We start from the raw sequence: 21,429 nt of genomic DNA on the forward strand, positions 1-21,429 counted from the left end.
TGTGTCCTTACATTATGGGGTAAAGTGTTTTTAAAACAATGAAAATATCGAGTGTGAAATATTAAGCGAGCCTAATAATGTATCGTTTACTGGATACATTGTTAGGCTCACTTTTTAAGTGCTAACTGGAGTATTTGCTAGAGGATTAACCGGCAGCGAAAGCAAATAATTGGCCACGGTTTTTAATCTTGGTTTTTTTATAAATATTCTGTACGTGCATTTTGACGGTATTAACAGAGATGTTGAGCTCTTTGGCCATTTCTTCGTTGGTTAATCCATGCAGTATAAGTGATAAGACTTGTTGTTCTTTTTTTGTGGTGACGGCAAGTATTTTGGCGCGATTACCTGATGATGGAATACGCTTTCTTTGGAGGATGTATTTAGAAACGGCTTTAGGGTTAAAGCTAATGTCGCCATCTTGCACTTGTTTAATGCTTTGTATTTGATGAGCGATAGAGTCAGAGACACTAATGGCGCCATGAAATCCAGATGAAATAAGGATAACTTCTAGTTCTACATTCAAAGCAGGACAAAATGCAATGTGCAGGTCGCTTTTAAATAATTCAGCAGATAAGTAACCAATTTCTTGTAATGGATTATCAAGATAATGAACCATAATGGCGCTGCCATTTTCGGCATTTGATGCAGCAGACAATTCTGATAACGCGCAGTTCGCATTGGTTGGAATTAAGTTAAATTCAATCAAACTAGCGAGATTTTGAAATTGTCCATGAAGGTGGACAGGGAAATCTACGATTATAAGGTTATTGCTGAACATGTCACATTCCTTGTTTAAAAAACCAGCGTCCGTTTGCTGTTGTTTTATACTTTTTCGATGTTTGTTTGTGCTATTTATTGAAATCTTGCAGCAACACTAGCATGTATCAAATCAATAAAAAATGCATTTTGTGTAATCTATTAGCATTAGTGATTATACAATGTTTACTGTAAACCGATGTTTTATTTACATTTGAGCAATATTGATTGTTTAAATAATGCTCAGTGCAGTATCCTACAACATAAAAAGACTATTGCATACGGTAAAATGATTATTTTTAACCCGTAAGCTTATCCTAAGCGGTGTATCACTTATGCTGTTTTTTTGGATCAACGTTTAGGTTTTCTTGAATGACTTGGTTTACCTTTATTCGCCGCCGGCTTTTTAGGTTTCGCGCCTCGACCTTGCATAAAGTGCTCTGGACCTTCAATTTTATCTCGTAAACTTTGAGTCGGCTTTTTCTTGGCTTTTTTGGGCGCGTTTTTGACTTCTGAAGATGAATGTTCAATTAACTTCATTAACGTGCTGAGTTCTTGCTCATCCAAATCGCGCCATTCTCCTACAGGCAGCCCTTTAAGCGACACATTCATAATTGACTGACGTTCTAGCTTGGTCACTTCAAAGTTGAAATGTTCGCACATTCGACGAATTTGACGATTAAGCCCTTGAACTAGAACTATTTTAAATACGAACGTTGAAACTTGTTCAACTTTACATTTTTTAGTGATGACACCTAACATCGGCACGCCTGCTCGCATACCTTGTAAAAATGCTTCGGTGATCGGCTTATTAACCGTGACCACATATTCTTTGTCGTGATTGTTGCCTGCGCGGAGAATTTTATTGACTAAGTCACCATTGCTGGTGAGAAATATTAACCCTTGTGAATCTTTGTCTAAACGACCAATCGGAAATACGCGTTCGCTGTGGTTTACAAAATCGACAATATTATCGCGTTCGGTATTTTCGGTGGTACTCACAATACCTACTGGTTTATTAAGGGCGATGAAAACAAGATCGGCTTCGTCTCGAGGGGCGATATCGTGACCATTCACTTTGACTTTATCGCCAAATTCGACGCTGTCACCAATTTTGGCGCGTTTACCGTTGATAAAAACATTACCTTGCTCAATGTAGCGGTCTGCTTCACGGCGTGAGCAAATACCACTCTCACTAATGTACTTATTTAGACGGGTTGCAGATTCACTCATGGTGGTTCCTTTTTCAACATAAACGCACTGCAAAGGCAGGCTGGATCGGCGCAGATAATATCATAAAATAACCGGACAAAGAGCTGTTTGATAAACGTTTATTATCAGTCGTTGAGGTTTCCTATGTCATATAGGTGAGTATCACAAATCAAAACCCAGTTGCGTTGTGGTGTGCTGTTGTTGAGGTAATAGGTTAATGTCGGCTAATACTGATGCACTGTGTGCCAACTGTTGTTGCAGTAAACGGTACAAATCGACCGCTAATTGCGGTGCATTGTGATTGTCTGGGGTGTGGATAAACAAATAGGGTTGTTTGTTTTGCGCGATCCATAAAGGCAGCTGTTTAAGCCAGTTTTGGAAAAAATGTATATTGGCTTCCGCTTGCGGATGACCAATAAAGCGCACCACAGGATTGTTTGCGGTTGCAATGGCGTGTACTGGCACTTTAGGCTTTTTTTGGTGGGCATCTATCACTGCGGCTGTGGTTGGCGCGGCCGCAAAAACAGGCCTCGTATCCATAATGATACGATTGCAGTTATTGTCGATGAGTAAGCGGTTTAATGCTTGCTCTGCTTCACCTTTAGCAAAAAAGGCGCTATTACGTACTTCGACGCCATAGGTTAGGCCTTGTGGTACTTGAGTTAAAAATTGCGCTAACTGTGGCAACGATTGTGGCCCAAAACTGGCCGGAAGTTGAATTTTCCACACCCCGGTTCGGTTAATTAGCGGTTCCATTACGCTAAAGAATTGTTGTAGGGCCGGCTCTGCATGTTGTAGCTGTAATTCATGAGTGATGTGCTTGGGCAGTTTAAAGGTAAATTTAAAATCGTCATGGGTTGCGGCGTACCAATTTTGTACATTCTGTAACGACGGCGTGGCATAGAAAGTAGTGTTACCTTCAACGGTATTAAATATTTCGGCATAGCGCGCGAGCCGATGTGCTTGGCTATTGCCGTAGACGGTTTGTTGCCATTGGTTTTGTGACCACATGGCTAAACCTAATCTTAATGGCGTATAAATAGTCGCTGTTGAAGTGCTATTGTCCAAAACAATCCTTAGACTTGGGTAAGTGTTTTATATAAAAATATCGATATTGTGCTAATAAGGTCTTTAATGGGCTAAAAAACAACATTTAGTTATTTTTGTCTATATCTAATGGCTTTACCCATCTGATAAAATTATCACAATTAGTTACGCGATGTATTGAACATCTCAACCAAAAGTTAAATGGTGCGTTATTGTGATTTTATGCGTTAGATGGAGAGTTTGTGTCTAGTCCACATACAGACAGTCAGTTTGATAATTATCGACCTAATACATCTTCCGCCAAACCGGCTCCGGTTCGTCGCAGTAAAGCGGGTTGGTTATTCATCGTATTATTGTTAGCAACAGCCTATCTGATCGAGTTTGAGGTGCGGACATCGTATTATCAATCTTATTTTTTGCATCAATATGCGACTAAATTAACCTATAAAGTACGTGATTATCGCAGCGATGCAGTGATTTATCCTAAGTATGGTCCTTTTGATGATCGCCATGGTTATAGCCAATTACCGCAGAAAATAGCGCGTTTAATTGAGCGTAATTATCAAATCACTCAGCAAGTGGCATTTTCACCAATGTTGATGGATTATACCAATATTGGTTTTTTCCCACCGTATCATGAAAAAGCCCAATCAGGCTTAATGATAAAAGATTGCCGTGACATGACGGTATTCGATTTCTCCTATCCTAAACGAGTGTATCAAGACCAAGATAAAATCCCCGACCAAATCATTAATACCTTATTGTTTATCGAAAACCGTGAAATGTTGAGTCCAGAAGCTAAATACAATCCTGTGGTTGACTGGCCTCGATTTGTGTTGGCTGCCGCCAGCCAAGTAGCGGGTATTTTTGGGGCTGATATGTCTAAAGCAGGTGGCAGTACCTTGGCCACCCAAATTGAAAAATTTAGGCATTCTAACCACGGCTTAACCTTGAGTATTAAGGATAAATTATTACAAATTGGTTCGGCAATTGTGCGAGTGTATCAGCAGGGTGAAAGCACCGTTGGCGCTCGCCAACGTATCGTACAAGATTATCTCAACACAGTGCCATTATCATCGGCGCCAGGGTTTGGTGAAGTTCATGGTATTGGTGATGGCTTATGGGCCTGGTTTAAAACAGATTTTAATCAAGCTAACCAAATACTATTGAGCCGTCATACTCAGCAAAATGCTGCTGAGCGTGGCAAGGTGTTTCGTCAAATCGTGGCCTTAATGATTGCTCAGCGTCGGCCGTCGTATTACTTACGCCAAGGTCATGAGGATTTAGAATCGTTAGTAGACAGCTATTTACGTTTACTGGGCGGTGATGGTCTGATTGAAACGCAATTGATGGTGTCGGCACTTGAGCAAACATTACAATTTAATTCTAGTAAGTTAGCGACGACTAACCTCGCTAACAATAAAGGGGTTAATGCGGTACGTATTCGTACTGCGGGTATGTTGGGATTAAGTTTATTTGATCTCGATCGCTACGATTTATCGATTAACAGTACCTTTCATGGTGACTTGCAACAACAAGTTAGTGATTACTTACGTAGTTTAGCTCAGCCCAGTTCGGCTGAACGTATCGGACTACTAGGTGAGCGTTTACTGTCAGTGCAGCAGTTAGATAAAGTGTTGTACAGCTTTACCTTATATGAAAGCACCGACAGCGCCAATCGGGTACGGATTCAAACCGACAGTATTGATCAGCCGTTTGATATTAACGAAGGCAGTAAGTTGGAGCTTGGTTCAACGGCTAAGTTACGTGTATTAGCGACATATTTAGACATTATTGCCGAATTACAACAGCGTTTTTCGGCAATGACGGTGGCTGATTTACGCCAAGTGGATGTGGAACGTAAAGACCATATTACACGCTGGGTAGTTGATTATTTAATTACTACCCGAGACCGTAATTTAACCCGAATGTTAGATGCAGCACTGCAGCGCGAATATTCGGCTTCACCAGAAGAACGTTTCTTCACCGGTGGTGGTTTGCATGTATTTAACAATTTTAATAAAAAAGAAAACAGCCGCGTACCAACATTATATCAAGCATTGCAAGAGTCAATAAACTTGCCTTTTGTGCGCTTAATGCAAGACATTGTTAATTACAGCAGTAGTTATAACAGTGAAGGCAGTGTGTCGCAGCTATTGCGTAACGACAAAGATCCGCGCCGTGAAGAATACCTAAAAGCATTTGCTAAGCGTGAGGGCAGTTCGTTTGTAAAACGTTTTTATCGCAAGTATCGTCAGCTTGCACCAGAGCAGCGTCTTGAGGTGTTATTTGATGGTATTCAACAACAAGAGCACAAGTTAACGGCGGTTTATCGTTATTTAAAACCTTACGATGGTGCCCGTGAGTTAAAGATTTTTCTTGCAGGGCGTTTACCAGCAAAAACCTTTACTGATAAACAAATTAATGTGTTGTACAACAAGTATGGCGAAGAAAAGTTCAATTTGGCTGATCAAGGCTATATTGCGCGGGTGCACCCGTTAGAGCTGTGGGTATTACGTTATTTAAATGACTATCCAGAAACGGGTCTTACTCAAGTATTAGAGGATGCGCAGCCGCAGCTACAAGAAGTATATCGCTGGCTGTTTAGAACGCGTCATCAAAATGCTCGTGATGTGCGTATTCAGGTGATGTTAGAAGTGGAAGCATTTTTAAGTATTCATCAACGTTGGGTGAGAATGGGTTATCCGTTTGAATACATGGTGCCTTCATTAGGCTCTGCTTTAGGCAGCTCGGGCGACAGACCTGCAGCATTGGCTGAGTTAATGGGTATTATTCAAAATGATGGCTATCGTTTCCCTACCGTGAGAATTGATGAGCTGCAGTTTGCCAAAGACACACCTTATGAGGTGACATTGGCCAATAATAAGCAAACTGTTACACGAGTAATGCATCAAGAAGTTGCGCGAGCGTTGAAAAAAGCACTGGCAAATGTGGTCGAAAATGGCACAGCGAGAAGGCTCAAAGGCAGCTTGGTTGATAGCAATGGCCAGGCTGTTGTTATGGGTGGTAAAACGGGTACTGGTGATAACCGTATTGCGACTGAAATTCGTAATGGCCGTAAAGTGTCTTCAACCGCTATAAACCGTACCGCAACGTTTGTGTTCTATTTAGGCGATCGTCATTTTGGTACCTTAACGGCGTTTGTGCCAGGGGAGAAGGCTGACGACTTTAGCTTTACTTCAGCACTGCCATTACAAGTACTTAAAGGCATGATGCCGATTTTATCACCGATGATAAACCAGCAAGAACAGTGTCAAACTGGTTTATAAATGATGAATCCAGCTTGCTGCGATCAACAAAAAAGCCCATGCTGTAAAGTATGGGCTTTTTGTTCGAATTAACATGTTGTTAAACGCTAAAAAGACTGAGCATAACAATAATGTGGCATACTACAGCAGCACTGGTTAATATTGTGCGTAATGTGAGGTAGCTGGTGGTGGTTGATAATTGTTTGGCTTTAAATTCAATATACAATAGATACAGATAACCACTGGCGAGTAGGATAAGCGCGGATAATGCAAATGGTGTTAACAGTGCAATCCAACAAGCGAGAGCGATGATATTACTAATGATAAGTAACTTAGCGATGTTGTCATCTAAGGTTAATATAACCGCTTTGCCCCACAGAGTACCGGCAACAAAACTTAAAATCACTGCGCTATAGCTAACAAACCCTAGCATAGTATGTTCGGGTGCTAATAGGCTATGATTGAAGGCTAATACACTGAGAATAATAAAAGGTAAAAGGCCAGCAAAGCCCAACCATTGCCATGTTTTAATGCTTTTCATCCTGTAGTCCTTTAATGCATGTTGATACGGTTATTCATCGTCAAGCGTGTCGATGAATGAGAATATATAACCTCAATTATGGATAATAAACGGTCATCAAACAGGCATTTCCGCTATCAGTGTTGAATCGACTTACAATAGGCGAGCTATTGATACGTCCAATATGCCTTGTTAGCAAAACACATGGCAAGTTTGATATTGCAGACTTGAATTAAACCCGTTTTTAACGATTTATCCCATCTCTTTTTAGAGCTGAGGTTATCTATAATATAAATGATCTTGGTGACACAACATAGAAAAGGCGAACCCGAAATGAATATTTCTCTTCATCCCATTACTGAAGCAGATTTAGATATATTGTTTGAATTTGAAAACGACCCTATTGCTAATAAAATGGCAGATTTTGTGCCGCGTAAACGTAAGGCTTTTAACCTGCATTGGCAGCAAAAAGTATTGGCTAATGAAAAGGCGATAGCGCAAGGGATTTGGATCGATGATGTTTTAGTGGGTAATGTTTTATCGTGGATTAATACCGACGCAGCAGCAAAGTCCGACCCACAAATGCGTTTAGTTGGGTATTGGATTGGACGTGAACATTGGGGCAAGGGCATTGCCACCAAAGCAGTGGAAATGTTTTTAAAGCAATTTATTTCGAGCCCAGTTTTTGCTTATATCGAGAAACAGAATCAAGGCTCAGTGGCAGTGGCGTATGCCAATGGCTTTTTCGACGTTACAGCGCAGTATCCGCAATTAATCAGTAAAGACAATTTACGTTTATTCAGACGTGGTAACGTTTAATATTCTCGTGGATTAATGATTGCCGCCGCCACATCCACCGCAACAACTGCCACCATTAGCTTGTTTTTTGGTAGTATTTTCAGCCTGAGATACTTTTTCTGTTGCAGAGTTCGAGTCTGTTACAGCAGTGTCCTGGGCTGTAGGTGCCACATTGCTAACTGGTTCAGCTTGCTTGGCAGGCTTGAAAATACCGCTAATTGAAAAACTCATGGTGATACCTCGTTATGGGAGCTGATTGTGTAATGTTGTGATGAAATCTAGTGGCCAAATTTAAACATGTTTTTTATTTGCATGTTTAAATTGTATAAGGCTTACTTTTTTAGTCAAGTGTTATCTGCCGCAATAAGCTCGACCTGCTTAAGATGTGTTGAGCATCACATTTAACTGCCGTGTTAATTAACGATAATCCAAGCAAGCACTGCCTAGAGCCTTTGTTTTAATCTGAATGAGCGTGATAAACTGCGCATCCACATGTTTGGAGTTTTTATGTCTTTTGCAGATTTATCGTTACATCCCATATTGATTAACCGCCTAGCTGAATTAAAATATCAGCAACCTACGCCGATCCAACTACAGGCTATTCCGGTTATTTTAAGCGGTAAAGACGTGATGGCGGGGGCGCAAACGGGCACCGGGAAAACGGCTGCTTTTGCATTACCGTTACTGCATCAACTATTGACTCATAAAGATGCTTTAGTCGCTCAGCCAGATACTCAATATATTCATTTAACCCCTATTACCGCGCTTGTATTAGTCCCAACTCGAGAGTTAGCCCAGCAAGTGCACAGTAGTATTGAGCAATATGCTTATGGCAGTTCAGTCACTAGCGTGATGGTTTATGGTGGGGTTAGCATTGGTGAACAAATCCGCCTGTTAGCCAATGGCACTAATATTTTGGTGGCGACTCCAGGGCGGTTATTAGACTTGCTGCGTAAGCGTGCGTTGTCATTGTCGCAATTAACTCATTTGGTATTTGATGAAGCCGATCGCATGCTGGACATGGGCTTTAAAGATGAAATTGTCGAGGTGCTTAAGCGTTTACCAAGTACACGACAAACATTATTATTTTCAGCCACCTTAGATGACCGTATGCTCAGTTTTAGCCGACGCTTATTACGCTCACCACAAGTGATTGAAGTGGCTCAGCGAAATACCACCGCCAGCAGTATTGTTGAGCGAGTGTTTAATGTCGACGCTAACCGAAAATGCGCCATGCTGTGTCATTTAATCAGCCAAGAAGGTTGGCAGCAAAGCTTAATATTTAGCCGCACCAAACAAGGTGCTGATGCACTGGTAAAGCAGATGAATCAAGCTGGTGTAGCGGCTGAAGCATTTCATGCTGACCTAACTCAAGCAGCACGTGAACAAGTATTAGCAGCATTTAAAGCCGGTGATGTGGCCGCGTTAGTCGCCACCGATGTGGCTGCTAGAGGGTTAGATATTAACGAGTTGAATTATGTCGTTAATATGGAGTTACCGTTTCAAGTTGAAGACTACGTACACCGAATAGGCCGCACAGGCAGAGCAGGTAAAGCAGGGCAAGCTATTACATTATTAAGCATCGATGACGAGCCATTATTAACTAAACTAGAAGCCTTTTTAGACCGACGTTTACCACAGCAATGGCTGGCAGGTTTTGAGCCAGACCTTGATTTAATTGCTCCAGTTACCCGTAAAACAACCAAATCTGCATTAAAAAAACAAGCCCGTAAAAAGGCATTAGCGGCATCTTCACGCGGTAAAAAACGCTAACATGAGTTTTATATTGATTCCATCACACATGACAGTGTGGTGAGTGTCTTTTTACTGCCACATTAATGTCATCTAGTTTGAACCGAGTTGTCACATTAGACGCTTATCTTAACTGACAAATAATTATACCTATATTTGATCCGTTATTTTCAGAGCATATCTAAGGACAATTTATGAGCAAGGCGACATTTGATCCAACTCGTTTTAACAACAGTAAAAATACCCCCTTCAATGAAGTGATGGATAATCATCTATCACGTCGTAATTTTGTTAAGCGTGGTTTAGGCCTTAGTGCTATGACGGCGTTTGGTGGCTTCGGATTAAGTGCTTGTGGCTCTGACAATGACACCGTTGCAGAAACGCCAACAACGCCGACCACGCCAACAGCACCAACAAAAAGTTCTGCAGTATTAGGTTTTGAGTCTATTGCCGGTTCTAAAACCGATGCAGTTGCGGTAGCTGCTGGTTATTCAGCTTATGTGTTAGCACCTTGGGGAACACCCTTAAATTCGAAAGCTGCAGCGTGGAAAGCCGATGGCAGTAATACTGCTATCGATCAGGAAAACTCAGTAGGTATGCATCATGATGGTATGCATTTCTTCCCGTTGAATGATTCGGCAGATGACGGTTTATTGTGTATTAACCACGAATACATTGACCAGGATGCTTTACATCCAACAGGCCCAACGTTTGATGCTGATGGTAAGCGCACATTAATTGATGAAATTCGCAAAGAAATCAACGCCCATGGTATTTCAGTTGTACGTATTAAATTAGTTTCTGGACGATGGCAAGTGGTCGAAAACGACAGCCATAACCGTCGTTTTACTGGTGCAACCGTGATGGATATTGCTGGCCCACTAGCGTACAGCTCATACCTTGAAACGCGTTATTCGCCCGATGGCAGCCAAGCGCGCGGTACTTTAAATAACTGTGGTAATGGTTATACGCCTTGGGGCACTTATTTAACATGTGAAGAAAACTGGCCTGGTTACTTTGTTAATAAAGGCACCTTAACGCAAGAGCAAACGCGCATTGGTATTTCGACTTCTGACACTCGTTATGGCTGGAGCCACTTAGCGGGTGATGACGATGAACGTTTAGACGAATTTGCTCGTTTTGATGTGACGCCAACGGGCTCAAGTGCGACTAATGATTACCGTAACGAAGCTAATGGCCATGGTTATATTGTTGAAATTGATCCATACAATCCCAACTCGCGCGCCATTAAGCGTACTGCATTAGGTCGCTTCCGCCACGAGGGTTGTGCCTTTGGTAAACTTGAAGAAGGCAAACCAATCACATTTTATTCAGGCCACGATTCACGTTTTGAATATCTGTATAAGTTTGTTTCTGACGCAGCATGGGATCCAGCAGATGCTAACAGTACTAACCGCTTAACAGTTGGCGATAAGTACATGAATGCCGGAACCTTATATGCGGCTAAGTTTACCGAAGACGGTGTCGGTGAATGGTTACCGCTAACGTTAGATGGGGTGACTGCCGACGGAAGCACGCTTGCGAGCAGCTTTGACTCACAAGCCGCGATTATATTAAATACCGCTGGCGCTGCTGATTTAGTGGGTGCTACACCAATGGATCGCCCAGAATGGACAACTGTCGATCCATTTACAGGTACGGTATACCTAACGTTAACCAACAACAGTAAGCGTACCGACAGCACCAACCCTGCTAACCCGCGTTTAAATAACAACTTTGGTCATATTATCCGTTGGGATGAAGGTGATGCAGCAACGGAATTTAGCTGGGATATCTTTATATTTGGTTCACCTGCAGATGGTGATGCTGAGACTAACTTATCTGGCTTAACTGACTTAAACCAGTTTGCTAGTCCAGACGGTTTGGCGTTCGATCAACGTGGTATTTTGTGGGTGCAAACCGACAATGGTGCCTCTGAAGTTACCGAAGAAACCAACGATCAAATGTTAGCGATTGTGCCATCAACGATGGTAGATGCAGACGGTAACCAACAAGTGGTAACGGCTGAAAACCAAACTCAGCTTAAGCGTTTCTTTGTTGGCCCTAACGGCTGTGAAGTGACTGGTTTTGCCATGTCACCAGACTACACCGCAATGTTTGCCAATATTCAGCATCCTGGCAACTGGCCATACTCTGATAGAGCAGATGAAGAAACGCCCGCAGGCACAACGGTTCGTCCACGTGCAGCTACAGTGATGTTTATTAAAGATGACGGCGGTGAAATCGGCGTTTAATGTAAGCCACTTTCTCTGGAAGTCATTAACCTTGCTTTAGTCTTGTTTATGGCTTTAAAAGCGTATATCAACCCTGATAGACTTGTTCTATCAGGGTTTTACTTTTTTCTGTGTACAAAATCTAATGATCAGTTCTAATTACCAGTTCTAATTACCAGCTTTAATTATTAATAGTCTATTTACAAGGACAGCCATGCTAAATGGAATTCATCACGTCGCGATTATCTGTGCCGATTACCCACGTTCAAAAGCATTTTATACGCAAGTTTTAGGGTTAAAAGTTATTGCTGAGCATTACCGCGAAGCACGGGATTCTTACAAGCTTGACTTAGCTTTGCCCGATGGTAGCCAAATTGAGCTATTTTCATTTAATGGTGCGCCGCCAAGACCCAGTTATCCCGAAGCCCAAGGCTTACGTCATTTAGCGTTTAAAGTTGATGATCTCGATGTGGTAGTGGCCCATTTGCAGCAGAACAACATCTCAGTCGAACCCGTTCGTATTGACGAATATACCGGTAAACAATATACCTTTTTTAGCGATCCAGACGGTTTACCGTTAGAGCTTTATCAAGTCAGTTAATCGATATCGACCAGGCCGCTGTTTTTGAGCGGTATTCAAACTGTTATCAATGACGGTTTTTATCAATAACCGCGGTTATTAATAACGGCTACCTATCTGCTTATTGCCTCCTTTGTTAGCTAAATCTCTTATTTAATAAATCTTTACACAAATGATAATGATTTGCATTTGCGATCTTTGTTTCATTTATGTAAAGTGCATCACATAAATGAAATTTAGTTAACGCTTATTAATAACAGGATGATGTTAAGCATGAAGTCGAGTAATTACAGTAAGTTATCGTTAGGTGCTCAAGCCGTTGCTGCAGCATTAGTATTCAGTAGCCCAGCGCTATATGCTGCAGACACCAAAAATGAAACTTGCGATAAGGATATATTGGCGAAATGTAAACCCGCGCAAACGGACGAATCAATAGAGCGAATTCGTGTTCATGGTGTGCAAAACTCGGTTTACATGTTTAATAACTCAGCCGACAAACGCCGAATGGCTGCACTTGTCGATACGCCTCAAGTGATTACCGTGTTAACTCAAGACCAAATTCAAGAGTCAGGAAATACCGACTTAAAAGACATTTTGTCAGCTCAAGCGGGTGTCACCCTTGGTACGGGTGAAAACGGTAATGCATTCGGTGATCGTTATATTATCCGTGGTCACGAAGCACGTAGCGACGTGTTTGTAGATGGACTTCGCGACCCTGGCATGACCACTCGTGAAAGTTTTGCCACCGAGCGAGTTGAAATTACCAAAGGTCCAAGTTCAACATTTGCTGGCCGTGGTTCATCAGGTGGTGCCATTAACAGTGTGACTAAAAAAGCCTCAGTAGCTTACGATTTTGGCCGTGTCGATCTGGGTATTGGTACTGACGATCACACTCGTCTAACGGTGGACTATAACTTACCGATATCAGACAAAGTGGCAGTACGCCTTAATGGTTTAGCGGCTGAAGAAGACAAGCCGGGCCGCGAAGGCATTACGAGTGAACGCCAAGGTGTTCAGTTATCGGGTGTGTATGAAGCCACCGATGCATTGTCATTTACCGCCGATGGTTACTACCTAGACGCGAAAGATGTGCCAGATTTAGGCAGTTATTTTGATCGAGATACTCGTAAGCCGCTAGAAGATATTCCTGTTTATGCTCAAGATGGTGACTTTCTAAATTCTAAGGTCACCACGTTTACTTTACGTACCGAATATGAGTTAAATGACAGCATTACGTTGTACAACGCCACACGCGTTGGACATACCGAAAATGGCTATATTACAACCGGTATGGGCGGCACAACGCGGGCCGATACCGACCCAACAGCGCCTGGTGCCAGCACCTTAACGCTTAGTACTCACCAAGGTAACCAAGATGTTGATTATGTCAGCACTCAATTCAACTTATTTTGGAACACTCAAGCACTGGGTTTTAATCACAAGTTAGTATTTGGCCTTGAATACACAGATGAAAATGTTGATAACGGCGTATATAGCATCACCAACAACAATGATGGAAATTGTTTGACCAATGGTCGCGGTGGCGTATCAGAGTCTTATTGTATTATTGATGGTGACGGCAATACTGTCGATAACATCGGCCAGTTAATGGATCGCAGCTATGTTGATGGTGGATCAGATGCGATATACGACATCGAGACTGTGTCGGTATACATGATGGATACGGTCGAATTAACCGATCAATTAGCATTGTTTTTTGGTTTTAGACAAGACAGCTTTGATTACAGTAATAACACCACGAGTCGTGCTGTTGAAGTGGATTATGCCTATTCCGATACCATGTATAACGGCAATATTGGCTTAGTTTACGACTTATCTGAAGATGCTAATATCTACGCCAATTACAGTACTGCAACCAACATCAACGGCGGTGAGTCTGACTTAGGTGCTAACTGTGGTTACGGTGGTATTTGTGGTACACAAGAGCAAGCTGCTGAAGCCGATGCCGAAATCGTTGAAAACCTAGAGCTTGGCACCAAGTGGATGTTGTTTGACGACAAAATGATGTTTTCAGCATCAATCTTCCAAATCACTAAAAGTGATGTAATGGAAAGTGTTGGCGACAGTTACTCAACTTTGGGGACACTTAATACCGGTAAAAACCGCGTTAAAGGTATTGAGTTTGGTATGGTCGGCAATATTACTGACAAACTCAGCATACAATTCTCGGCTGCCAAAATGGATTCCGAAATTTTAGAATCTTACAATCCAGCTAATATTGGTTTAGTACTGAGTAACTTTGCTGATGAAAGCGCTTATTTGCAACTGCGTTATGAGCTAACAGAGTCATTCGTATTTGGTGGTAGTTACACTTATCAAAGTGAAATGTATGGTGGACAACCAGACACTGCAGCAGGTTATGATAGCGACAATAGCCGTTACAGCATTGTGGTGCCTAACTATCAAGTAGTTGATTTATTTGCCAGTTACAATGCCACCGAAGATTTAACTTTCCGTGTCAACGTAGGTAACATATTGAACGAAGAATACTGGACGGCAGCTTATCGTTCTGGCTCATTTATGTACTTAGGTGACGCCCGTAATGCTAAATTGTCGATGACATATGAGTTTTAATTAAAGGTATTTGCATGATTGTTATTGAACAAATTCTCTCGAAACAGGATGTCGGTGCTTATCGTCAGCAACTGGCTGAATGTCCGTGGGGCGACGGCCGTAAAACCGCAATGGGGATAGCGGCGTCGGTTAAAAATAACAATCAAGCAGATGCGCAACACGCTAATGTGCGCCAACTGGCTAATCAACTACTGGCGCGTATTGGCGAAACGCCTAAAATTGTATCAGCGGCGTTACCGCATAAGATATTTCCGCCGTGCTTTAATCGTTATAGCGAAACTGAAGAGTATGGTTACCATGTCGATGCAGCCATCATGCGGATCCCTAATACCGCAGAAGTGATCCGCAGTGATGTATCCATGACGGTATTTTTGAGTGAACCCGAAGAGTATGACGGTGGTGAGTTAGTTATTGCCACTGAATTTGGCCAGCAGCAAATTAAATTACCTGCAGGATACGCCGTAGTATACCCGTCGAGTAGTTTGCATAAAGTGACCGCGGTAACCCGAGGGCAACGCGTAGCAGCTATTACGTGGATGCAAAGTATGGTGGCCGATGTCACATTACGCCAAACCTTGTATCAGCTCGATCAAAGCATTCAAAACTTGATCAAAACCAATAACACAGATCGCGCCGAGTTAGATAACCTGCATAATGTGTATCACAATTTGATCAGGCAGTTTACCCAGCTGTAATCGCTCTAGTGGGCTTTGAATGACGGGGTAATAATGGTTGGTTTTGAATTGTTAGCTTGTCCTAATACCAATTAAAATCAATTGGTAAAAATAGTTAAGCGAAGGTGACTCAAAAAATGGTGACTCAAAAAAATGAGACTCAATAAAGGGACGAGGTTACAAACAGCGGTATCTTCTGTCGAATAGACGGTGACAGTACGGTTGCTAACGCGTGCTATCACCGTTAATTTTATTAACTTACCACCATTTGACCGGTATAAAGTATAAAGTTACGTAATAATATGACGCCCAATAAACTTAGACATGCTGTTCCGGCAACATAGGAAAACTTGCGTTTTGAAGTGGCGGTCATAAATAAGTTCATCGCTAATGGGGCCGACAATCCTAGTCCCATAATGCCGAACCAGAATACAAATCCCCAAAAGCCTACTCCGATAGCATTGAATGCCGCAACCTTGCTTTGGCCACCACTGAAGACCAATCCTAGGAAGAAGGTGAACATAAGGAGTATCTCGCCTAAAATCAATGGGATCTCTATTTTATGAATAAAACGTACTTCAGCACCATTGGGATTGCCTTTGAGTAACACACCACCTAATAGTGATGCAGCGGCACCTGAAGACAAGCCAGAAGCTAAAAATAGTAAGGGTAATACTCCGGTATTCCACATTGGGAAGTGAGGCTGAGCCGATAATAAAAATCCGGTATAGGCACCTAGCGACACTGAGAAAATCACTAGTAAACCGGTTATACCTGCTTCATATCGCGCTAGCAGCCTGGTTAACGTACAGGCGATTGGTAAATGTTTTTCACAAAATTTATCAATGGGTTGTCTGAATGTTACTGCAATCCAAGCATACATAAATACTTGATATAGCATTAAGATAATCACACCCATCGACATCACCGACGTAGGATTGTAAAACACTAGAATCTTCCAAAAGTCCCAAGGTTTTGTTAAATCTAATACCAACACTCCTAAGCCAGCTAAAACGGAAATTGCCGCAATAATACAAGCAGCTATAATAAATCCAGACTGATATGCTTTCTCTTTTAAGCAAAAATGTTTCAATAAAACAGCGAAGAACATGGCGCCTGCGGATGCCCCGGCTAAAAATAGGTATACTGCAATGGGCCAGTGCCAAACCAATGTATCAAAATGAAAAGCACTCATAATATAATCTCCCCTTGTTTCGCTTTGATACGAAATATTTTAGGTCGGGTACCTAAATCTTGCTTAAAGCGCTCAGTCGGATTCGCCTTTAATAGCGCAACCAGTTCAGACTCGGGATCTTTAAGATTGCCAAACACTAATGCTTTTGTCGGACATATTTCTACACAGGCAGGTTGTTTACCCTGTTTGAGATTAGTTTCACGGCAGAAGTCACATTTGTCGGCAGCTTTAGTAACAGGATTAATAAAACGCACTTCATAAGGGCAGGCCGCAATACAGTATTGGCAACCGACACATTTATCTGCATTTACTGCAACAATACCGGTTTCTTTATTAATAAAGGCGGCCCCGGTTGGACAAACAGAAACGCAAGGTGCGTTCTCGCAATGTTCACAAGAATGTCGAGAAAAATGATAAAACTGATTAGGGTATTCTCCAAACGGCCCAGTTCTTTCAATGCTTAGTCGTGTGACACCTTCAGGTACATGATTCACTTCTCGACATGCTTCAACACAGGCATTACAGCCAATGCATTTAGTTTCATCATTTAACAAAGCGTACTTTATGTTGTTTATAGCGGGTTCCATTTCGGCATTGGCATGATTACCACTGAATGGATATACCGACACGCCTGCAACCAATGCGCAGGTGCTTTTAAGGAAATGCCTTCTTGAGTTTTCCATGATTACTTACCTCTGTACCGTGTGACAATTTCGGCACACATTACTGCGATCTTTTGATCCTAAGCCCATTATGGGGTCAGATTCAGGATGCAGTTTATGGCAAGATGTACAACTCACTTTTTGAGCATGTACGTTGTGAGTCCACTCTGCTTGGGATATCTTTTTAGGCGAATGGCATTTCAAACAAACGTCATTTTTAGCGTCTATTGTAATGTCGTTTCCCGCGGAAAATACCATCAGGTCATTGGGTTTTTTAGGGTGATTTCCTTGCTCACCATGGCATGAACTACAGCTCATTTTTAGCTGTGCTTGGGCATGGTGGCCTAGCATTGCACCATTGCGTTTATGGCATCTCATACATGAGTCATTGTTAATTTTCTCAGTAGAGTCAGCGCTATTTGCTCCCTGACTAATAAGGGCAAACGACAATACGCCTACACTTAACATCAGTAGCCAGTTATTCCGGGACATAATCAGTCCTCTCTACAATCATGGATTATCAAAAAATATCGGGTGAAAACAGATTGTCTTCACCCGACAGGGTCTTCATACCGGTAGGGATAGCTTTAACATTTGCATGTCGTAAGGTTTGCCTCGAACGATTTCAACTAATTTAACGTTGAATTTTTCAAACAAACTTTTTGCGTTAGCATCATCTTGTTGACTGAAATCAGAGATAACCAATTTCACTTCCGACGAGTCATGATCTATCACGACATAATCGAATCGTGTATGGTTTTCGGCTGCGGTTTGGGCATCCATTTCGAACACGGTATCGATTGGAACGTTGCAACAAACATCATATTTGCCGCCCACCATTGTTTTTAGTGATTTTAAAAAGTTAAAGCTCTGAGTATCAAAAAGCATTTTTTTGAACTTAATTGAGTGCTCTTCAGTGTCAGTTTTGAAGAACTTTATACAAGTCATAATGAAAATTACTAATATAAAGGGAACCACAATAAACAGCACAGAGTACACAAATGCATAACTTAAAAAGACTGAAGTAATCATATTATCCTCCAAAAAATCGTTTTTAATTTATTGTTTTATGAATTAAACATACGTCATTGACGTACGATCAATATTATCCTTATATTTTGGTTTTTAATTGATCGTAATCAATTAAATGATGTGCTTTTAATTTATTCGATCGTAGTTATGATTTAGGTCTTATTGTTTTTTTCTGCATTTTAAGTTGATATATATTTGAAATAAACAAAGTTGATTTGAAAGTTATTAAGTTTGAATTTGAATTTTTAAAATATTGATATGTTGAAATTTAATAAATCAATATGTGAATATCTGTTTTCTCGAAATTCTAGTTGTTTAATTGGATATTACAATACATGAAATTAGCTTTTACTAAACATTGCTCCAATCGATGGAAGCATTCTATGTGAAATAAGTAGTGTTAGAAAATTATTTTTATGATCTGGAATAAGTAATCATTGAATACTTAAAATAACATTATGAACTCTTTTGAAAAGCGTTAGAATGCTAGGTTATATACCTAAAATGGAGTATCTAAGATGAAGCCAATTGACTTAGATAAATTAGATTTATTAACACTATCTATATTAGTGAGTCTTTATGAAAATAAATCAGCGACGCATGTTTCTAGAATATTAGATGTGCCAGCTTCGAAGATAAGTCGTTGTTTACACACAGCAAGACTAATATTTGGTGATGAGCTGTTTATTAGACGGAAATACGGATTAGTCCCAAATGATTATGCGGGAAAAATTTATCCCATTGCTAAAGAAATAGTGGACTGTGCTAAAAATTTCAATCGAGTTAATAGTGCTGAACAATCGCATAATCGATACTTTGAATTAGTCATTCCTGGAATGATTGCTTATGCCTATCCGCGAGCATTGATGAAATCCATTAAAGAACATAATAAAAATATCCATATTAATGTGAGTAGCTGGAATAGTCATTCTCTGGAAAGCGTGATTAGCGATCCACACAGTATTGTGATGTGTTGCTGCAAAGGCCCTGAAGAGATCCTCTGTTTTGACCAAAAATTACAGGTTGAAGTGCTTGCGACAATGAACCGACAATACTTACTCAGCTGCAGAAAGCACCCTATATTAAAGCAAGACATCTCTCTAGAAACCATTGCTAAATACCCATATATCAATACGCTTATTGGTATCCAGGCCCCCATACTCAACCCATTCCAGGAGTATTGTCAGGCTAAGGATTTATCTCTGAATACCGAAATGACCATTACCAGCGTGTCTTCTTTATTTGATTACCTCTCAGACTGTCAGTCATTGGCAATAACACCCTACAAAGCAGTGTATGACATGTTAGATGATGACTCTGGTTTACATGCTTGCCAGTTATCTGAGTACGAATGCAATCGTCTATTTGAGGTTGTAGAGCCATTAAAATTGGTTTTAGTCACTCATCCTAGTGTTGACAATGAAGATGCAGCATGGTTAAAAAAGCAAATTCGTGAATTAACCCATGAGCTAATTTAATATAAAACGAGTTAATATGAAGGTTCGCATTATTGCCTAATGAGTGAAATTATAATAATTCCTGTATATTTAATAGAAATAGAAATAGAAATAGAAATAGAAATAGAAATAGAAATAGAAAATAGGGGGTAAGGGATCGGGAGTTTAGCTCGCTGGTATTTAGTTATTAATATTTAGTTCCTTAATATTTAGTTATTGCTTATTTTTAAAGATGTAAAATGTCATTTTTGCATCTTGAAAGAGGGGTTTTGATATCTAATTTATTAAATTAGAATGTTGGTTATACAATTTGCAAGGTTCACGTTATCATTGTTTGTGCCTATTGATATTAAGTTAATGTATCAATTTTTTTATATTTCACTAATAGATTTTATACATAATAATGAAGCCCCTCAAGATCTTAACCCACAGCATAGTTTGAAAATTCTCCATAATGATCAGTTTTCAGGGGCTTTATTCATTTATTCACGTTAAGCTAATCTTCTTGTCACTTAGCGCGTTAGCGTAATCAGTGCAGCATAAGGAGATGATGTGAGCGCAACCGAATCTATCAGTATCACTACCACTAAAACCAAATCATTTTTAGCTGGCGCGCTTGCCGTTATGCCGCTAACGATAGCGGTGATCCCTTGGGGGATTTTAGCGGGCTCGTTTGCCCTTGAAGTTGGCCTTACAGCCGTTGAAAGCCAAGCAATGTCGGCCATTATCTTTGCTGGCAGCGCCCAGTTAGTTGCGCTTGGCATGATAAAAGCCGGTATTGGTATCGGCAGTATTCTGATAACCACCTTACTAATTACTTCAAGGCATTTATTGTATGCCATGGCCATGCGTACTCATATTAGCCCGTTGCCGCTTAAATGGCGTTTAGGGCTAGGGTTTTTACTCACCGACGAACTCTTTGCTATCGCTAATCAAACTCACAGTGGTGATAAACCAGGCCAACATCAGTTTGATCGTTGGTACGCTTTGGGCGGCGGGTTAACTTTTTATGTCGGCTGGAATATTGCTACATTGCTCGGCATTGTCGCAGGGCAGTCTATCGACAACCTAGGCGAACTCGGGCTCGACTTTGCCATTGCAGCCACCTTTATTGCCATAGTGGTACCGACAGTAAAGAAGCCGTCAATATTAGTGTGCGTTTTAGTGTCGCTTACGTTAGCTGTGGTGTGCGCAGTATTCGCGATCCAAGCAGGGCTGTTAATTGCCGCTATATCGGGTATGGCTGCAGGCATGACCTACGCCAAACTGACTAATGAAGGAAGTGCAGTGGCAACCGATGTCGATTCAACTCCTAACGCTAAGGAAGATAACGCATGACCTGGCTGATTATTTTATCAATGGCAGCAGTGGTATTTGTTAGTCGGCACTTACTGCTAGAACCTAAATTGCCTATTCGGTTAAGTAAAAATACCTTAACGTTTTTAAGCTATTCAGCACCTGCGGTATTAACCGCCATATTAGCCCCTATCGTATTTGTGCCCGAAGGCCAGCTGGCTATTAGTGTGCATAATCCTTATTTAACCTGTGCGCTAGTGGCCACTGTGCTGGCTTACGTCACCCGTAATACCTTGCTCACAACCGTGCTCAGTATGGGGCTGTTTTTTATTTTGTATTAACAACATACC

19 protein-coding genes are annotated in these 21,429 nt (G+C 41.2%); 10 read left to right on the forward strand and 9 right to left on the reverse strand.

Going from position 1 to position 21,429, the window contains the following annotated elements:
* Positions 1 to 145: 145 nt before the first annotated feature.
* The 3 genes from GUY17_RS03285 to GUY17_RS03295 all read right to left on the reverse strand — a co-directional run bounded on the left by GUY17_RS03285 (position 146) and on the right by GUY17_RS03295 (position 2,979).
* On the reverse strand, positions 146 to 778 hold the full coding sequence (locus tag GUY17_RS03285) for a response regulator transcription factor (protein WP_101086138.1): 633 nt from the start codon (positions 776 to 778) through the stop codon (positions 146 to 148).
* A 329-nt stretch (positions 779 to 1,107) separates the two neighbouring features.
* Positions 1,108 to 1,989, reverse strand: coding sequence for a 23S rRNA pseudouridine(2604) synthase RluF (rluF, locus tag GUY17_RS03290; RefSeq protein ID WP_162022298.1), 882 nt, complete (start codon positions 1,987 to 1,989; stop codon positions 1,108 to 1,110).
* A gap of 141 nt (positions 1,990 to 2,130) precedes the next feature.
* Positions 2,131 to 2,979 carry a DUF72 domain-containing protein gene (locus GUY17_RS03295; RefSeq protein ID WP_162024267.1) on the reverse strand — a complete coding sequence of 283 codons (849 nt, stop codon included), beginning with the start codon at positions 2,977 to 2,979 and terminating at the stop codon, positions 2,131 to 2,133.
* Between the two features lie 278 nt (positions 2,980 to 3,257).
* On the opposite strand from GUY17_RS03295, the gene GUY17_RS03300 reads away from it, so the two are divergent.
* On the forward strand, positions 3,258 to 6,305 hold the full coding sequence (locus GUY17_RS03300) for a transglycosylase domain-containing protein (protein ID WP_162022299.1): 3,048 nt from the start codon (positions 3,258 to 3,260) through the stop codon (positions 6,303 to 6,305).
* A 79-nt stretch (positions 6,306 to 6,384) separates the two neighbouring features.
* Here GUY17_RS03300 and GUY17_RS03305 read toward each other — a convergent pair whose 3' ends face one another.
* Complete coding sequence (locus tag GUY17_RS03305; RefSeq protein ID WP_101086135.1) at positions 6,385 to 6,825, reverse strand: DUF3429 domain-containing protein; 441 nt, start codon at positions 6,823 to 6,825, stop codon at positions 6,385 to 6,387.
* 312 nt (positions 6,826 to 7,137) lie between these two features.
* On the opposite strand from GUY17_RS03305, the gene GUY17_RS03310 reads away from it, so the two are divergent.
* Positions 7,138 to 7,623 (forward strand): GNAT family N-acetyltransferase, encoded by a 486-nt coding sequence (locus tag GUY17_RS03310; protein WP_157822781.1) that lies wholly within the window; start codon positions 7,138 to 7,140, stop codon positions 7,621 to 7,623.
* Positions 7,624 to 7,635: 12 nt separating this feature from the next.
* Here GUY17_RS03310 and GUY17_RS03315 read toward each other — a convergent pair whose 3' ends face one another.
* A complete protein-coding gene (locus GUY17_RS03315; protein ID WP_162022300.1) occupies positions 7,636 to 7,833 on the reverse strand; it encodes a hypothetical protein in 198 nt (65 codons plus the stop codon).
* Between the two features lie 276 nt (positions 7,834 to 8,109).
* On the opposite strand from GUY17_RS03315, the gene GUY17_RS03320 reads away from it, so the two are divergent.
* The 5 genes from GUY17_RS03320 (at position 8,110) to GUY17_RS03340 (ending at position 15,458) form a co-directional block, all read left to right on the forward strand.
* Positions 8,110 to 9,375 (forward strand): DEAD/DEAH box helicase, encoded by a 1,266-nt coding sequence (locus GUY17_RS03320; protein ID WP_162022301.1) that lies wholly within the window; start codon positions 8,110 to 8,112, stop codon positions 9,373 to 9,375.
* 173 nt (positions 9,376 to 9,548) lie between these two features.
* Positions 9,549 to 11,609 carry a PhoX family phosphatase gene (locus GUY17_RS03325; RefSeq protein ID WP_162022302.1) on the forward strand — a complete coding sequence of 687 codons (2,061 nt, stop codon included), beginning with the start codon at positions 9,549 to 9,551 and terminating at the stop codon, positions 11,607 to 11,609.
* Between the two features lie 193 nt (positions 11,610 to 11,802).
* Positions 11,803 to 12,189, forward strand: coding sequence for a VOC family protein (locus GUY17_RS03330; RefSeq protein WP_162022303.1), 387 nt, complete (start codon positions 11,803 to 11,805; stop codon positions 12,187 to 12,189).
* Positions 12,190 to 12,441: 252 nt separating this feature from the next.
* Positions 12,442 to 14,763: a TonB-dependent siderophore receptor gene (locus tag GUY17_RS03335; RefSeq protein ID WP_162022304.1), complete on the forward strand. Its 2,322-nt coding sequence runs from the start codon at positions 12,442 to 12,444 to the stop codon at positions 14,761 to 14,763.
* Positions 14,764 to 14,777: 14 nt separating this feature from the next.
* Positions 14,778 to 15,458: a Fe2+-dependent dioxygenase gene (locus GUY17_RS03340; protein WP_162022305.1), complete on the forward strand. Its 681-nt coding sequence runs from the start codon at positions 14,778 to 14,780 to the stop codon at positions 15,456 to 15,458.
* A 232-nt stretch (positions 15,459 to 15,690) separates the two neighbouring features.
* Here the strand turns inward: GUY17_RS03340 and nrfD are convergent, their stop codons facing one another.
* From nrfD to GUY17_RS03360, 4 genes are all read right to left on the reverse strand, one after another.
* Positions 15,691 to 16,632 (reverse strand): NrfD/PsrC family molybdoenzyme membrane anchor subunit, encoded by a 942-nt coding sequence (gene nrfD, locus GUY17_RS03345; protein ID WP_162022306.1) that lies wholly within the window; start codon positions 16,630 to 16,632, stop codon positions 15,691 to 15,693.
* A complete protein-coding gene (locus tag GUY17_RS03350; protein ID WP_162022307.1) occupies positions 16,629 to 17,315 on the reverse strand; it encodes a 4Fe-4S dicluster domain-containing protein in 687 nt (228 codons plus the stop codon). Before GUY17_RS03350 ends, nrfD begins: the two co-directional genes overlap by 4 nt.
* 6 nt (positions 17,316 to 17,321) lie before the next feature.
* The gene (locus tag GUY17_RS03355; RefSeq protein ID WP_124729735.1) at positions 17,322 to 17,786 is read right to left on the reverse strand and encodes a multiheme c-type cytochrome; all 465 of its coding nucleotides are present in this window, start codon (positions 17,784 to 17,786) and stop codon (positions 17,322 to 17,324) included.
* Positions 17,787 to 17,861: 75 nt separating this feature from the next.
* Positions 17,862 to 18,326, reverse strand: a complete 465-nt coding sequence (locus GUY17_RS03360; RefSeq protein ID WP_101086125.1) for a hypothetical protein — start codon at positions 18,324 to 18,326, stop codon at positions 17,862 to 17,864.
* A 518-nt stretch (positions 18,327 to 18,844) separates the two neighbouring features.
* Here GUY17_RS03360 and GUY17_RS03365 point away from each other — a divergent pair.
* From GUY17_RS03365 to GUY17_RS03375, 3 genes are all read left to right on the forward strand, one after another.
* Positions 18,845 to 19,804 (forward strand): LysR family transcriptional regulator, encoded by a 960-nt coding sequence (locus tag GUY17_RS03365; protein ID WP_101086124.1) that lies wholly within the window; start codon positions 18,845 to 18,847, stop codon positions 19,802 to 19,804.
* A gap of 531 nt (positions 19,805 to 20,335) precedes the next feature.
* Positions 20,336 to 21,121, forward strand: coding sequence for an AzlC family ABC transporter permease (locus tag GUY17_RS03370; RefSeq protein WP_162022308.1), 786 nt, complete (start codon positions 20,336 to 20,338; stop codon positions 21,119 to 21,121).
* Positions 21,118 to 21,420: an AzlD domain-containing protein gene (locus tag GUY17_RS03375; protein WP_059746143.1), complete on the forward strand. Its 303-nt coding sequence runs from the start codon at positions 21,118 to 21,120 to the stop codon at positions 21,418 to 21,420. The genes GUY17_RS03370 and GUY17_RS03375 overlap by 4 nt, the downstream gene beginning before the upstream one ends.
* Positions 21,421 to 21,429 lie beyond the last annotated feature (9 nt).

This window comes from Shewanella sp. Arc9-LZ (assembly GCF_010092445.1).
Lineage (GTDB): Bacteria > Pseudomonadota > Gammaproteobacteria > Enterobacterales > Shewanellaceae > Shewanella.

Coding starts and splice junctions, on each gene's coding strand:
- GUY17_RS03285 (WP_101086138.1), bottom strand. CDS start 778: ATGTTCAGCAATAACCTTATAATCGTAGATTTCCCTGTCCACCTTCAT.
- rluF (WP_162022298.1), bottom strand. CDS start 1,989: ATGAGTGAATCTGCAACCCGTCTAAATAAGTACATTAGTGAGAGTGGT.
- GUY17_RS03295 (WP_162024267.1), bottom strand. CDS start 2,979: ATGTGGTCACAAAACCAATGGCAACAAACCGTCTACGGCAATAGCCAA.
- GUY17_RS03305 (WP_101086135.1), bottom strand. CDS start 6,825: ATGAAAAGCATTAAAACATGGCAATGGTTGGGCTTTGCTGGCCTTTTA.
- GUY17_RS03310 (WP_157822781.1), top strand. CDS start 7,138: ATGAATATTTCTCTTCATCCCATTACTGAAGCAGATTTAGATATATTG.
- GUY17_RS03315 (WP_162022300.1), bottom strand. CDS start 7,833: ATGAGTTTTTCAATTAGCGGTATTTTCAAGCCTGCCAAGCAAGCTGAA.
- GUY17_RS03320 (WP_162022301.1), top strand. CDS start 8,110: ATGTCTTTTGCAGATTTATCGTTACATCCCATATTGATTAACCGCCTA.
- GUY17_RS03325 (WP_162022302.1), top strand. CDS start 9,549: ATGAGCAAGGCGACATTTGATCCAACTCGTTTTAACAACAGTAAAAAT.
- GUY17_RS03330 (WP_162022303.1), top strand. CDS start 11,803: ATGCTAAATGGAATTCATCACGTCGCGATTATCTGTGCCGATTACCCA.
- GUY17_RS03335 (WP_162022304.1), top strand. CDS start 12,442: ATGAAGTCGAGTAATTACAGTAAGTTATCGTTAGGTGCTCAAGCCGTT.
- GUY17_RS03340 (WP_162022305.1), top strand. CDS start 14,778: ATGATTGTTATTGAACAAATTCTCTCGAAACAGGATGTCGGTGCTTAT.
- nrfD (WP_162022306.1), bottom strand. CDS start 16,632: ATGAGTGCTTTTCATTTTGATACATTGGTTTGGCACTGGCCCATTGCA.
- GUY17_RS03350 (WP_162022307.1), bottom strand. CDS start 17,315: ATGGAAAACTCAAGAAGGCATTTCCTTAAAAGCACCTGCGCATTGGTT.
- GUY17_RS03355 (WP_124729735.1), bottom strand. CDS start 17,786: ATGTCCCGGAATAACTGGCTACTGATGTTAAGTGTAGGCGTATTGTCG.
- GUY17_RS03360 (WP_101086125.1), bottom strand. CDS start 18,326: ATGATTACTTCAGTCTTTTTAAGTTATGCATTTGTGTACTCTGTGCTG.
- GUY17_RS03365 (WP_101086124.1), top strand. CDS start 18,845: ATGAAGCCAATTGACTTAGATAAATTAGATTTATTAACACTATCTATA.
- GUY17_RS03375 (WP_059746143.1), top strand. CDS start 21,118: ATGACCTGGCTGATTATTTTATCAATGGCAGCAGTGGTATTTGTTAGT.